Here is a 14,334-nt window from a genome sequence, read left to right as displayed (position 1 = left end):
GGGACTGATATAATAGTATAACGTGATTTTAGACTTTAAAGTAGAAAAAGAAAAGTAGAAAAAGAAAGGGTTTAATATGTTAAAACCAGTTTTTACAATGGCAGTTATTGCAGCTGTTGGGTTGAGTTCAACAGCATGTACAATGTCTGAACGAAAAATTACAGAATATGGTGTTGGAGGTGCTGCATTGGGTGCTTTAGCTGGTGCAGCGCTTGATGGTGGAAAACTTGGCGCAGTAACGACAGGTGCGGCTGTTGGTGCTATTGCAGGAACCGTAACAGGTGTTGCTGCAGTTCAAAGAAAAAATCAAAAGAAAATGGTACAACAGCAAGTGATTCAACAGTCTGGCTTATGCACCTATCGTGATGGAAAAGGGTATGTGTATAAAGCACCTTGTACTCATCAGACACCACATCAGATACCACAATTGTGCACTTATACTGATCAAAGAGGACAACGTTATCAGGCTCCTTGCCATTAATCATGTGAATGGCTATTCCACTTCTGCGGCTTGATCGTATTTTCTTAACCTTTGGAGGGCATCCTTTACTCGATCAGGTGAGTTTATCAGTTGGTCAAGGTGAGCGTATAGCTCTTGTGGGCCGTAATGGGTGTGGAAAATCGACGCTTTTAAAAATTGCTGCTGGATTATTAGAGCCGAGTGGAGGCGAGGTTTTTCGCCACCCTCTGGTGACGGTCCATTATGTGTCGCAAAACCCTGATTTTTCAGGATTTGATGATGTTAATACTTATATACAAGCTGGTTTAAATGAGACTCACGATAGGCAGTGGGTCAACACTCTCTTGGGGAATTTTGGTTTTTCGGGTACAGAAAAAGGAGAAACCCTTTCTGGAGGAGAAAAACGTCGTCTCTCATTATTACAAGCAATTGCAGTGCAACCCGATATTTTGTTGTTGGATGAACCAACCAATCATCTTGATTTACCAACGATCGAATGGTTAGAGGGTATGTTATGTTCTTTACGATCAGCGATTGTGGTTATTTCGCACGATCGGAGGTTTTTGGAAACGGTGACGCGTTCAACAGTTTGGATTGATAGGGGCACAGCTAAAAGGGTTGAAAAGCCTTTTTCTGAATTTGAAAAATGGCGTGATAAAGTGCTCGAGGAAGAAGCGCGTGATCAGCATAAATTGAACCGTCAGATTGAACGAGAAGAACAATGGTTGCGTTATGGAGTTACTGCACGACGTAAGCGCAATGTACGGCGATTAGGAGCGTTAAAGGAATTGCGTCAGCGTTCTCAGACCTATAAAGGACCTCTCGGAAATGCCTCATTTGAGGTGTCTAAAAGTCAAGAATCTGGGCAACTTGTGTTGGAAGCGAGGAAGATTTCAAAATCTTATGGGGATCGTATTCTCGTTAAGGATTTTTCATGGCGTCTTCAACGGGGGGACAGGGTAGGCTTGGTTGGCCGAAATGGTATTGGAAAAACAACATTGCTTTCTGTTTTGATAGGGCAGGAGCCTGCGGATCATGGAATCATAAAGCGGGGATATAATTTATCGATGGCCTTGCTTGATCAACAGCGTACTGTCAATGAAGAAGAAACATTAGCGCAGTATTTAACGGGAGGCAGAGGCGATACTCTTTTAATTAATGGGCAAGAGAAACACGTTGTTTCTTATATGAAAGATTTTTTATTTTTACCAGAACAAGCACGCACGCCGCTGAAGGAGTTGTCAGGCGGTGAAAGAGCGCGTTTAATGTTGGCACGTCTTTTGTCCCAACCTGCAAATTTTTTGATTTTAGATGAGCCCACCAATGATCTTGATATGGAAACACTTGATCTTTTACAAGAATTTATTGCTGATTTTCCTGGAACAGTTTTGTTGGTAAGTCATGATAGAGATTTTTTAGATCGAACTGTATCTCATATTTTAGCGCCTCAAGGGGATGGTCATTGGATTTTATATGCTGGGGGCTATAGTGATATGGAGGTGCAAATAAAAAAAGCTGCGCTTCCTTTGCGTAAAGAGTCGCAAAAATTAACAACTCTGGAGCAGAAAAAACAAACATCATTACATACAAAAATAGCACCCCGTAAATTATCCTATAAGCAAACATACGCTTTGGAAAAATTACCGGAACAGATTACTGTTTTGCAGAATGAAATCAAGAAAATTGAAGATTCTCTTTCTGATCCAGCGCTTTATTGTTGTGACAAAAATCGTTTTGAAGATTTATCCATAGCACTGGAAGAGAAGAAAAAGCTCTGTGCGCAAAAAGAAGAAGAATGGTTAGAACTTGAGCTTTTACGTGAAGAAATAGAACAAAAATGTCTCACTGATTAAGTCATCCCCAGGGCGTCTTTATAAAGTTGGATTACTGCTTCTTCTTCAATTCGTTGGTGATCTTCTTTTTTGCGGAGTCTTATGATGCTGCGGACTGCTTTACTGTCAAAACCAGATCCTTTAAGCTCCGTATACACATCTTTGATGTCATCAGAAATTGTTTTTTTTTCTTCTTCTAACCGTTCAATCCGTTCGATAAAACTACGCAGTTGATTAACGGATATAGCTTGTGTGGTATCAATCACATCGCTCATCGTATTCTCTCCGAATATATATTGTTTATTGGACTGTTGATAATAAACCCTTATTGGGGATGCCTTAAGAAGGGGTAGAGAGTCAAGCTCTACGTTTTTTTTAATCTATTGATTTTAATTTTTTGTATAAACGAGTTGTCTACATTGAGATAAAGAGATCAAGGAGTAAAAAAGAGATAGAAAGAAATATATAGAGTGCTATAATTTTGAAAAAAGAGAAAAATGGATATTTTGTTTTCAATATTTGCCTTGTGAAAGTGAACTTATGAATTTTAAAACGAAGATAAGGAGCAAGGACTGTGCTAAAAGAGTTTAGAGTTTTGTTCTTCAATATTCTTTTTTTCTTCTCTGCTTTTGAGTGTGCGAAAGCTGATTTTCGCGTTTGTAATACAACGCAAGAGTCTGTCGGTATTGCTATTGGCTATCGTACAGTTTCAAATTGGGTTACTGAAGGTTGGTGGATTGTTCCAACAACAGAGTGTAAAACTTTGATCGATGGCCCCCTTGCATCACGATTTTATTATTTATATTTCGAAAACACGCGAAAAAAAGGGAGTGGGGTAGGGAAAGTTATGATGTGTGTCCAAGATAGCCAATTTACGATTGAAGGTATCCACAATTGTTTTGTAAGAGGGTTTCAAAGAGCTGAGTTTGAAGAAATTGATACCGGTGATCAAACCAATTGGATGGTGCAGCTGACCGATAAGCCTGTATCGCACGATTCAAGTGTATTCAAACCCACCCCTATATCTAACGCTTCACCATCTAAGGCGGCTACATCTGTGCCCCTGTTTGTCCCTTCTGCTGAGCCTCTTTCTTCACCTGTATCTATTCCTGTTCCTACACTTGCACCTTCAAAACCGTCATCTTCATCATAAAATATATCGTTGCATAAAGTGTTAGTCGCTTTTTTCTTGCTGATATTTGGATCTGTTTTCATGAATGACAAACTTTTTAAAGCTACTATAAAAAGCTTAATTCTTAAATATGAAAGAGTGTTAAAGGAAATAAAGTCTTTTCTCTTGGTTGAGAGGAGGCTCACTGGGTCCTTTGTTTATGTGTTAGTACGGTCGTTTAAGGATCCAGATAAGCATATATTTTGTTTTATTCCCGTAGAGAAGATTCCTCTTTATTGTCTTTGAGTAATTGATAGGTGATCTTTTCAATTCTTTTCGTTGTTTCTGTTATAATTTTATCCATCATACAGTCTTTTTTCTTATTTTCTTCGAGAAGAGCTTTATAACTTTCTTGTAATTTTTTATTTTCTCGTTTTATTTCTTCCATTTCATCTATGATCATAATACCGGCCATAAGGGAGAGACGCTGATCACCAATTTCCCCAAAGTTTTTTTTAAGATGTGCAATATATTGATCCAATTTAGCAGCGAGCTGAATGAGATATTCTTCTTGCCCTGCATCGCAGGCCATACGGTAAGTTTTGCCATCAATCGTGACAGAAACGGTTTCCATTTTTTAAACCTTTATCGATCAACTACAACACGAATTGTTTCCATAACTTTAATCAGACGTTTAGAAACGTCCTTGTTGATTATGGTCAATCGTTCCGTCTGCGCTTCGGATTTATCAAGTTCTTGAGCAAGACGACTACGATCCGCATTCATTCGTTGAATTTCTTCTTCCCATTCGTTGCTTTTATCAATAATAGTGTTGTGATTGATAACAGCAACTTCTAAATTTCTGAGTGCTTTTTCCAATTTTTCTAGAGCTTGTGGTAAAATAACAGTCTCTTGATTCATAATGAGTGCATTCCTTAACAGTCATTTGTGCAAAAACGAATCACTTATATTCTTTTTGCATCTTTTTCATTTTTAAAGATATAGGCTATTTTAGCAAGCAAAGCAGAAGATTGATGTGAATTAAAAACTGGATTATTTGACATTATAGGTAGAAGTGTGGTGTGCATAAGGATGATAAGGAAGGATGTTCTTTTAGTTGATATGAGGTATAGGTGCAAAGTGTGCGCGTATTTTAAGAATTAACCGGCATAAGAACGGCATAAAGAATGATTAAGATAAAAGTAAATTTTACAAAAAAGTGGTCTATTATTTATGACAAATAACGAACAACAAAATCAAATGGCCCATGCCATTCGTTTTCTTGCTATTGATGCAATTGAAGCTGCTCATTCTGGTCATCCCGGTTTACCAATGGGAGCTGCGGATGTTGTTACTGTTCTTTACACAAAATTTTTAGCCTATGATCCTAAAAATCCACATTGGCCTAACCGTGATCGCTTTGTTTTATCTGCAGGGCATGGGTCAATGTTACTGTATGCTCTCTTGTATCTTTCTGGTTACGAGGATGTCTCTTGTGAGGATTTGCGCAATTTTCGCCAAATAGGATCTAAGCTTGCCGGTCATCCAGAATATGGACATGTCGCTGGGGTTGAAACAACAACTGGTCCCCTCGGTCAGGGGCTTGCGAATGCTGTCGGAATGGCATTGGGGGAACGCTTGCTCAATGCCCGTTTTGGGGAGTTAATTTGCCATTATACTTACGCTCTTGTGGGAGATGGGTGTTTAATGGAAGGGATTTCTCAAGAAGCGATAACCTTAGCAGGACATTTAAAACTCAATAAGCTGATTGTGTTTTGGGATGATAACGATATTTCGATCGATGGGGCTATTTCATTAACCGATAGTACAGATCAAATAGCGCGTTTTAAAGCATCTGGCTGGAATACTATCAAAGTGAATGGGCATAACCAGGCTGCTTTAACGCGGGCTATTGAAGCGGCACAAGCTTCTTGTAAACCGACGTTGATTGCTTGTAAAACAACGATTGGTTTTGGAGCGCCTAATAAAGGTGGAACGAATAAGGTTCATGGCTCTCCTTTAGGAGCAGAAGAAATTGATGCAACCCGTAAAGCTTTGGGGTGGGAAGAAGAACCCTTCGTTGTGCCGGCTGATATTCTTGATAGTTGGCGTTTGGCTGGTTTGAATGCTGCAAAAAAACGAAAAAAATGGGAAGAGAAATTTCTTGCTTTATCTGTTGCAGAGCGGGTTGAGTTTGAGCGGTTGATGCGTGGTGATCTAATCGGAAATTTTGAAAATGCTGTTGATGCTTATAAACAAAAATTGACTGTTGAATGCCCTGCTGTTGCAACCCGTAAGGCCTCTGAAATGGCGCTCGAAGTTATCAATGAGGTTGTTGAGGAAACAATTGGTGGTTCTGCTGATCTTACTGGATCTAATAATACCAAAACAAGTCAGATGAAAGCTATCTCTGCAGAGGATTTTTCAGGACGCTACCTCCATTATGGAATTCGTGAACATGCTATGGGTGCGATGATGAATGGTCTTGCACTTTATGGTGGTTTTATTCCTTATGGTGGGACCTTTTTATGTTTTTCAGACTATATGCGTCCTGCAATGCGCTTGTCGTCTCTTATGGGATTGCGGGTTATTTATGTCATGACCCACGATTCAATTGGTTTGGGTGAGGATGGTCCTACCCATCAGCCAGTAGAACATTTAGCAACATTACGTGCATTGCCGAATCATTTTGTTTTCCGGCCAGCGGATGCTGTTGAAACACTCGAATGTTGGCAATTGGCTTTAAAATCAAGAAAAACACCTTCTACTTTGGCTTTAAGTCGGCAAAATTTACCTCTTGTCCGTCAAGAGTATATAAAAGAAAATCTCTGTATGTTTGGGGCGTATGAATTATTAACAGCCAGTGATGATGCTCAAGTTACACTCTTTGCTTCTGGTTCAGAGGTGCATATTGTTGTCAAAGCGCACTCTGTTTTAGAAGAAAGTGGGATTCCAACACGGGTGGTTTCTGTCCCTTGCTTTGAATTATTTGCACAACAATCTGCTGCGTATCAAAAGGCACTCATTGGTGATGCTCCAATTAAAATTGCTGTTGAAGCAGCTATTCAACAAGGGTGGGAGCGCTTTATTGGCTGTGATGGAGTCTTTGTTGGAATGGAGGGATTTGGAGTCAGTGGGCCAGGTGATGCCCTCTATGGGCATTTTGGCATTACCTGTGAGGCTGTAGTGGCAATTGTTAAAGAAAAACTTGAAGAGATTAATAAGGAAGTGATGATATGAGTGTTCGCGTTGCAATTAATGGATTTGGACGGATTGGACGTAATATTTTACGGGCTGTCGTTGAAAAAAAACGCCAAGATATTCAGATTGTGGCGCTTAATGATTTAGGATCGGTGGAAGCAAATGCGCACTTATTGCGCTACGATTCCGTTCATGGGCGTTTTCCTGCTCCTGTGAAGGTGGTGGGGGATAGTTTGGATGTTGGATGTGGTGCGATTAAAGTGATCGCTGAACGTGATCCGGCACAATTGCCGTGGAAGTCTTTAGATATTGATATTGTTCTCGAATGTACGGGGCGTTTTACAGCGCGTGATAAGGCGTGTCTTCATTTAGATGCAGGGGCAAAGCGTGTTTTGGTTTCTGCACCTTCTGAAGGGGCTGATTTAACCGTAGTGTATGGAGTCAATCATCAGGCATTGAGCAAAGAGCATCGTGTTGTTTCGAATGCTTCTTGTACAACGAATTGCTTGGCTCCCGTTGCACAAGTGCTCCATCAAGCAATTGGAATCGAAAAAGGGTTTATGACAACGATTCATTCCTATACCGGTGATCAGCCTGTTTTAGATACAATGCATAAAGATCTTTATCGTTCGCGTGCTGCAGCTCTTTCTATGATTCCCACATCAACAGGAGCTGCTAAAGCAGTGGGATTAGTTTTACCAGAACTAAATGGTTTGTTAGATGGTGTGTCACTGCGGGTTCCAACACCCAATGTTTCTGTTGTGGATTTAACGTTTACTGCTAAGCGTTCTACGACTGTTGAAGAAATTAATGCGGCTATTCGGATGGCTGCTGAAGGATCTCTAAAAGGAATTTTGGATTATACAGAGGAAAAACTTGTGAGTAGTGACTTTAATCATGATCCACATTCAGCAATTTTTCAGAATGATCAAACCAAAGTGATTGATGGAACATTGTGTCGCGTTTTGGTTTGGTACGACAATGAGTGGGGTTTTTCAAATCGGATGAGTGATACGGCTGTTGCTTTTGCCAAAACATTGTGAAAGAAGGATTTTTGATCCTTGTTGTCGCATAAAAAAGAGGGTGTTTTGAAAAAAATCTGATGTTTTTGAGGAGCATCAAAAAATATTTTAGCGCAAGAAAAATGGTGAAGGAGTGCTATGAAGGCTTTGAATATATAAAGAACTGATGAACAGTGAGCTAAAAGTGCACGCCAAAGGAAAGAAGAGTGTTTTCAAGGATAAAGAAGAAGAGAAAACAGTTATGGAATTTCAGACACTCGATGATGTTGATGTAACAGGAAAACGCGTGCTGGTGCGGGTGGATTTTAATGTCCCTATATTGAACGGGAAAGTGTGTGATGCAACCCGGATTGAAGGCCATAAAGACACACTTGTTGAACTTCAAAAGCGTGGGGCTAAGGTTATTATCCTGTCTCATTGTGGTCGTCCCAAAGGACAAGTTGTTCCAGAATTTACCGTGCGTTCTGTCGTTGAGGTGCTCGAAAAAATCATAAATCAGTCGGTTTTATTTGCAAGTGATTGTATAGGGGAGGTCGCTCAAAAAGCAGTCAATACAGTACAAGAGGGGCAAATTCTTTTGCTTGAAAATGTGCGGTTTTATCCGGGAGAAGAAAAGAATGATCCTTCTTTTGCTCAAGCTTTAGCGCACAATGGGGACCTTTATGTGAATGACGCTTTTTCTGTTTCTCATCGTGCTCATGCTTCAGTAGAAGGGATTACACATCTCTTACCTTCTTACGCAGGGAGGGCGTTGCAGAAAGAATTGCGGGCATTAGAAAAGGGTTTGGATCGTCCGATGCACCCAGTGGTAGCGGTTGTTGGAGGGGCTAAGGTTTCTAGTAAGCTTTTTGTTCTTAATCATTTGGTTGAAAAGGTTGATTATTTGGTTATTGGCGGTGGTATGGCCAATAGTTTTCTAGCAGCACAAGGTGTTTCTGTTGGTCAATCATTGTGTGAAAAAACGCTGATGACAACAATAAAAGAAATCATTGAGAAAGCACAGAAAAATCACTGTACACTCCTTTTACCTTTGGATGTCATTGTTGGATTTCATTTCGCAAAAGAAACACCGCATCAGTGTTATGCTCTTGAGGATATTCCTGAAGAAGGAATGATCTTGGATATTGGTCCTCGTTCTATTGCACATATTCAAGCAGCAATTGATAAGGCAAAAACGCTTGTCTGGAATGGTCCACTTGGTGTTTTTGAAATGTCTCCCTTCGATCAGGGAACGGTGACAGTTGCACGGTATGTTGCAGAACGCAGTCAGCAGGGACAATTGGTATCCATTGCTGGAGGAGGAGATACAGTTTTTGCGTTAAATCACGCAGGTGTTGCCAATGATTTTACCTATCTTTCAACAGCAGGTGGGGCGTTTTTAGAATGGATGGAAGGGAAAGGTCTTCCTGGAATTCTCGCTCTTCAGCATGTATGAAGGGAAAAGCATCCGATGACTTCAGCAAATGGGCTGATCGGTTATTGATTTTATAGCGTGGAAAAAGAGGAGCTTGATTATGAGTGAGCGTCTTGAAGATATTGCAGTTTCTCTGGTTCGTCCGGGAAAAGGCATTTTAGCAGCCGATGAAAGTACAGCAACGATTGGAAAACGATTCCAAACCATTGGTGTCGAATCTACCGAAGAAAATCGTCGGGCTTATCGTGAAATGTTGTTTTCAGCAAAAGAAGCAATGGAAATGGCTATTTCTGGTGTGATTTTATTTGATGAAACAATTCGTCAAAAAGCATCAACAGGGCAAATGTTAACAGATCTCATTCGTCATACTGGTGCTGTGCCAGGCATTAAAGTTGATACAGGGGCTAAGCCTTTGTCTGCTTTTCCTCAGGAAACAATTACAGAAGGATTGGATGGTCTGCGTGAGCGATTGAAGGATTATTATGCGTTGGGTGCGCGTTTTGCTAAGTGGCGTGCGGTGATTGCAATTGATGAACATTCTTTGCCAACAAGGGGTGCAATCAATCAAAATGCTCAAGCTTTGGCACGCTATGCTGCTTTGTGTCAGGAAGTTGGACTCGTGCCAATTGTGGAGCCTGAAGTTTTGATGGATGGTCCGTCGCGTCAGCATTCAATTGCTCGCTGTTTTGAAGTAACACAAACAGTTTTAAAAAGAGTCTTTGAAGAATTATTTCAAGCACGTGTTCTTTTGGAAGGCATGATTTTAAAACCTAATATGGTTATTGATGGCAAGGATGCACGCAAGGCTTCCGTTGATGAAGTCGCTGAAAAGACAGTTCGTGTTCTAAAACAAACTGTTCCTGCTGCTGTTCCAGGAATTGCTTTCCTTTCTGGAGGGCAATCCGATGAAGAAGCAACAGCGCATTTGTCTGCTATGAATAGTTTTGGTTTATTGCCTTGGAAATTGACTTTTTCTTATGGACGTGCGCTACAAGCTGCAGCTTTGAAAGCATGGGGTGGAAAAGCCGAACAAAGCGCTGCGGCACAAAAGGCTTTTTATCATCGTGCGCGCATGAACCATTTGGCGGCTTTAGGACAGTGGACAAAAGAACAAGAACAGTCTTGTGCATAATGAAAAATAAAGGAGAAGATAAAAACAAATTTTAGATTGTCTTCAATCCCTGTCCTTTATGATGGAAATGATAGACAGGGGTTTTAGATGTATAATTTTTCCTTCTTCTCAAGGGGTGTATTCTTTAGTAAATACCCTTCTTCGTGGTTTGAGCAGTATTGATCGGGGGAATTTATCTGACCGAAACAGCACTGATACAATCCGTTGCGTATAAAGAGAAGGCTGCAAGACCGTAAGAGTAGTTTTGAGAGTTTAAAAGAGAATAGTCTCTTTATTTGTCCTTTATCCTTTTTATTGCATATTGAGGAGAGGAGACCATGCTGGGTCAGAGGCATCATTTGGAGTGGGCAAGAGGCGTTCATTGCGTCCGGTAATATCAATTGTGTAAATTTTTGAGCCTTCTCCTGGATTTTGACGAAAGAACATCAGTACTCGGCCATTGGGTGCCCATGTAGGACCTTCATTATGGAAACCTGTTGTTAAAATGCGCTCGCCTTTTCCATCAGGATGCATCACGCCAATGGAAAATTGACCCTGAAATTGTTTTGTGAACGCAATATAATCCCCGCGCGGAGACCAAATAGGTGTGGAATAGCTTCCTTCATTAGAAGAAATACGTTGGAGATCACTGCCGTCTACGTTCATCGTATAAATTTGTGGTTTTCCATTCCGATCAGAGGAAAAAACAATTTTAGTGCCATCTGGTGAATAAGAGGCTGATGTATCAATCGCTTGGGTTGCTGTTAAACGGGTCATTTTCCGTGTGCGTAAATCCATCGTATATAAATTAGCACTTCCATTGTTTTGTAACAAACTCATAATCACCTTTTGTCCATTCGGAGAAAAGCGGGGAGCAATGGTCATGTTATCAAAACTTCCAATCAATTCTCTTTGTCCTACTTCCATTTGCTGGAGATAAACATGAGGTGTTTTGTTTTTCCCATAAGCCATATAAGTGATTTCTTGTCGCTTAGGAGAAAAACGTGGCGTAAGGATAAGTTCACTGCCATCGGAAAGATAGATTAAATTTGCTCCATCTTGATCCATAATTGCTAAACGTTTGATACGCGCATTCTGTGGTCCTGTTTCATCAATAAAGACAATGCGGGTATCAAAATAGCCCTTTTCACCTGTCATTTGGCTATAAATTTCATCTGCAATCATATGGGCAACACGGCGCCAGCGTTCCGTTGCTGTATAAAAGCGTTGTCCTTTGATTTGTCGCTTGCCTGCAACGTCCCATAAACGGAAATCAACTTTAAGCCGTCCATCTGTTTCTCTATAAATTTTTCCTGTGACTAATCCTTGAGCGTTTATTTTTTTCCAATCAGGAAAGTTTGGTTGTTGATCGGGATTAGGTGTTATTTCAGGAAAAGAAGATTTCTGCAGGGGAAAAAAAAGGCCTGATCTTTCGAGATCTGCTGCAACGACAGCTGCAATTTTAATGCCTAATGAATCGTGAGAAACAAAATCCGCGACGGCAATGGGAATGGGGTTAAAATCAGCCTTTGCAATCGTGCCTTTCAGCTGTGCATATGAAGATGAAAAACCGGAAAACCATAAATATACACTGAAAAAAAACAAGGAAGAAATTATACGTTTTATCACAGTCATGTGGTCTTCATCCTTTCTTTATATAAAAACTGTTGTTTTATGGTGCTGTTTCTTGAAAAGGATCAACATTAAAATCAAAGCCTTGTCCCCATAAATTATATTGATCACGGGGAAGATTTTCATAGGGTTGGCACGAAAAAACAGCAGCATAAACTTGTTGTGTCATGATAGCAAGCTGACTTTCTTCACCTTTGAGAGGATCGATCTTTGGTTCGCCTATCACATTTCCATTATTATTTAAATAAAATTGTAAACGCACAACAGGGCGATTGTTCAACTTCCCTCCGATAGCAACAAGTTTGAGCTTTTGTTGAATACAGGTGCCTACAATATTAACGAGTGTTTGTGCTTTTTTTTCGGAATCACCAATATTTTTTTGCGCACCTAAAGCTTCTGGTTTGTTGGAACGTTTTGCACCTCCCCCTTGGGTTTTTGCACGATTAATAAGCTGTGTTTTTTCCATTGCTAAAATGTCTTCAATCGTTTGTTCTCCTTTGGGAGGAGATTTTTGTGCCTTTTGAAGATGAGAAGGGTCAACCGGCTTTTCCTTTGGTTTAAACGATGGGACAGGAATAGTGTCTGGAAGCGTCATTGTTGGTGTTGATTCATGAGGGCTTTCCTCAGTAAGTTCTTCTAGTATTTTCTCAAGAGGATCTTCGGGCTTTGTTTGTTCTAAAGCTGTAGGAGGAACTGTTTGGTCTGTTGATTCCGGTTCTTGTGGCGGTGTTTTCACTTCATTTTTTGTCAGTTCTGGTACTGGGTGGAATAAGGCTTCTGTTTCTGTTGTTGTCAAATTTTGCGTTTTTAGGGATGTTTCAGGGATATCCGATGCATCTTGTTGTCCAAAAGAAGAAGGTGTTGCATCTATAGATTGCACTTTTTCTTTTGGCTGAAAGGGCGCTTGAAGATCCATCGTTCCTTCACCAAAATGACGCGCATCTTCTTTTTCTTGTGGTTGCGTCGTTGGTTTGGGAGCAGAGTCTTCAAGAGGAGGAGCGTTCGATGAGCCTTCTTGAACAGCAAGCTCTTGGTCAAGAGAAGATAAAGTAATCGGAGCCATTTCTAAGGGGTGTTGCATGAAAGGAGAAGAGGGAGTGAAGTGTATTATTCCCCAGCTGAAAAGAATGAAATGCAGTGCAAATGATAAAGTTAAACTTTTCTTCATGCCGTGATGAGAGCCTTTTTCCATTTGTATGCCTTGCTGTTTTGTTTTTTACTCTTGCAAGGAGTTTTGAGATAGATAATGCAACAGTTTATAGAGAATTTTATTGTCCTAAACTGGCCAAAGCAACCTGCGAAAAACCTGCTTTTTGAATATGTGCTAAAAGTTGCAAAACTTGTTGATATTCAACAGTTTTGGCGGCACGGACAAAAATACGTTTGTTCTTTTGCTTAGGATCCTCGGCTAAGAGGGCTTTGAGGTGATCAATCAAAGCTTCTTTTGTATCGTAGTAGTTTTGATTGATAGCTAAACGCCCTTGGGCATCAAGCGAAACCGTTAAGGGGGTGCTTTCCATTTGCACGGGTCCTGCTTGGCTGTGGGGGAGATCAAGAGGAACACCGTTTACCAAAAGAGGAGCGGATACCATAAAAATAATCAGTAAAACGAGAATAACATCGACAAAAGGTGTAACGTTAATTTCGCTCATTAAAGAAGTGCGTGAACGGCGCCGTCTACGTGTCGTTTTGTGAGCGGAAGAAGCAACAGAGAGTCCCATAGCACACCTCTTTATAAGGATGAATTGTTGGATGTTGTTTCATCAATTCGCCGTGACAAAATTGTCGAAAATTCATCAGCAAAATTTTCTATTTTTGCTATAATCTGCCCACTTTCACTTGTCAATTTATTGTAAGCAATAACAGCGGGAATGGCCGCAAACAAACCAATGGCAGTGGCTAAAAGTGCTTCTGCAATGCCTGGAGCTACAATTGCTAGCGATGTATTTTGAGAGGCAGAAATAGAAAGAAACGAATTCATAATTCCAACAACGGTTCCAAATAAACCAATGAAAGGACCTGCAGATCCGAGAGTTGCTAAAAAGCCTAATCGTGATTCTATTTTTACACTTTCACGGCCTAAGGTTAGATCCATTGCTTTATCAATTCTAGATTGGAGGCTTAAGGGTGTGGGCAATCCTTTTGAGAGTGACTTTTTCCATTCCGTCATTGCGGCAAGAAAAACAATTGACATACTATTATTTCGTTGACTTTTATAGGTGCTGTAAAGGTCGTCTAAAGATTGTCCTGACCAAAAATTTCGCTCAAAATGGTGGATATCACGCCGTATTCGTCGATAAGAAACGATCTTATCAAAAATAATAGCCCAGCTCCATATAGAGGCAAAGATTAACCCAAGCATAACAGCTTTTACAATCCAATTGGCTTGCATAAATAGGCTTAATATTCCTATTGTTTCTGGACTTGCAAATTCTACTTGTGCCATGATCTTTTAACCTCTTCAATGAAAGATTCATTTCTTTACAGTCCATTACAGCATATTGTTTTATAGTTTCTAAATTTGACAAAACAAAGTTGCGTTTTTTTAACA

Annotated in this window: 13 protein-coding genes and 1 pseudogene; 6 read left to right on the top strand and 8 right to left on the bottom strand. The window is 40.3% G+C overall.

The window, feature by feature from the left end:
* Positions 1-260 precede the first annotated feature (260 nt).
* Positions 261-485, bottom strand: a complete 225-nt coding sequence (locus Bra60_RS07750; RefSeq protein ID WP_153300835.1) for a GvpL/GvpF family gas vesicle protein — start codon at positions 483-485, stop codon at positions 261-263.
* A 4-nt stretch (positions 486-489) separates the two neighbouring features.
* Here Bra60_RS07750 and Bra60_RS05960 point away from each other — a divergent pair, with 4 nt between their 5' ends.
* The gene (locus Bra60_RS05960) at positions 490-2,313 is read left to right on the top strand and encodes an ABC-F family ATP-binding cassette domain-containing protein (protein ID WP_078698150.1); all 1,824 of its coding nucleotides are present in this window, start codon (positions 490-492) and stop codon (positions 2,311-2,313) included.
* Here Bra60_RS05960 and Bra60_RS05955 read toward each other — a convergent pair.
* On the bottom strand, positions 2,310-2,567 hold the full coding sequence (locus tag Bra60_RS05955) for a DUF2312 domain-containing protein (RefSeq protein ID WP_035006538.1): 258 nt from the start codon (positions 2,565-2,567) through the stop codon (positions 2,310-2,312). The genes Bra60_RS05960 and Bra60_RS05955 overlap by 4 nt on opposite strands.
* Positions 2,568-2,866: 299 nt before the next feature.
* On the opposite strand from Bra60_RS05955, the pseudogene Bra60_RS05950 reads away from it, so the two are divergent.
* A pseudogene (locus Bra60_RS05950) lies at positions 2,867-3,331 on the top strand (DUF1036 domain-containing protein); the annotation flags it as partial.
* 340 nt (positions 3,332-3,671) lie between these two features.
* Here the strand turns inward: Bra60_RS05950 and Bra60_RS05945 are convergent.
* A complete protein-coding gene (locus Bra60_RS05945; RefSeq protein WP_078688909.1) occupies positions 3,672-4,037 on the bottom strand; it encodes a cell division protein ZapA in 366 nt (121 codons plus the stop codon).
* Positions 4,038-4,048: 11 nt separating this feature from the next.
* The gene (locus tag Bra60_RS05940; protein WP_078688908.1) at positions 4,049-4,324 is read right to left on the bottom strand and encodes a DUF4164 domain-containing protein; all 276 of its coding nucleotides are present in this window, start codon (positions 4,322-4,324) and stop codon (positions 4,049-4,051) included.
* A gap of 312 nt (positions 4,325-4,636) precedes the next feature.
* Between Bra60_RS05940 and tkt the strand changes: the two genes are divergently transcribed.
* From tkt to Bra60_RS05920, 4 genes are all read left to right on the top strand, one after another.
* Complete coding sequence (gene tkt, locus Bra60_RS05935) at positions 4,637-6,643, top strand: transketolase (protein WP_078688907.1); 2,007 nt, start codon at positions 4,637-4,639, stop codon at positions 6,641-6,643.
* Positions 6,640-7,647, top strand: coding sequence for a type I glyceraldehyde-3-phosphate dehydrogenase (gap, locus tag Bra60_RS05930; RefSeq protein WP_078674007.1), 1,008 nt, complete (start codon positions 6,640-6,642; stop codon positions 7,645-7,647). Before tkt ends, gap begins: the two co-directional genes overlap by 4 nt.
* A 220-nt stretch (positions 7,648-7,867) precedes the next feature.
* Positions 7,868-9,061 (top strand): phosphoglycerate kinase, encoded by a 1,194-nt coding sequence (locus Bra60_RS05925; RefSeq protein ID WP_035006782.1) that lies wholly within the window; start codon positions 7,868-7,870, stop codon positions 9,059-9,061.
* A 79-nt stretch (positions 9,062-9,140) separates the two neighbouring features.
* Entirely contained in the window at positions 9,141-10,172 is a 1,032-nt protein-coding gene (locus Bra60_RS05920) for a class I fructose-bisphosphate aldolase (RefSeq protein ID WP_035006547.1), read from the top strand.
* 291 nt (positions 10,173-10,463) lie between these two features.
* On the opposite strand, the gene tolB is transcribed toward Bra60_RS05920, so the two are convergent.
* From tolB to tolQ, 4 genes are all read right to left on the bottom strand, one after another.
* Entirely contained in the window at positions 10,464-11,786 is a 1,323-nt protein-coding gene (gene tolB / locus Bra60_RS05915; protein WP_035006548.1) for a Tol-Pal system beta propeller repeat protein TolB, read from the bottom strand.
* A 37-nt stretch (positions 11,787-11,823) separates the two neighbouring features.
* Positions 11,824-12,975 carry a cell envelope biogenesis protein TolA gene (locus tag Bra60_RS05910; RefSeq protein ID WP_078692478.1) on the bottom strand — a complete coding sequence of 384 codons (1,152 nt, stop codon included), beginning with the start codon at positions 12,973-12,975 and terminating at the stop codon, positions 11,824-11,826.
* A gap of 76 nt (positions 12,976-13,051) precedes the next feature.
* Complete coding sequence (tolR, locus tag Bra60_RS05905) at positions 13,052-13,504, bottom strand: protein TolR (RefSeq protein ID WP_078674005.1); 453 nt, start codon at positions 13,502-13,504, stop codon at positions 13,052-13,054.
* A gap of 11 nt (positions 13,505-13,515) precedes the next feature.
* Entirely contained in the window at positions 13,516-14,229 is a 714-nt protein-coding gene (gene tolQ / locus Bra60_RS05900; RefSeq protein WP_035006551.1) for a protein TolQ, read from the bottom strand.
* Positions 14,230-14,334: the final 105 nt, after the last annotated feature.

Source organism: Bartonella sp. Raccoon60, assembly GCF_002022585.1.
In the GTDB taxonomy this organism is placed as follows: Bacteria; Pseudomonadota; Alphaproteobacteria; order Rhizobiales; family Rhizobiaceae; genus Bartonella; species Bartonella rochalimae.
This window is presented reverse-complemented; position numbering and strand designations above follow the sequence as displayed.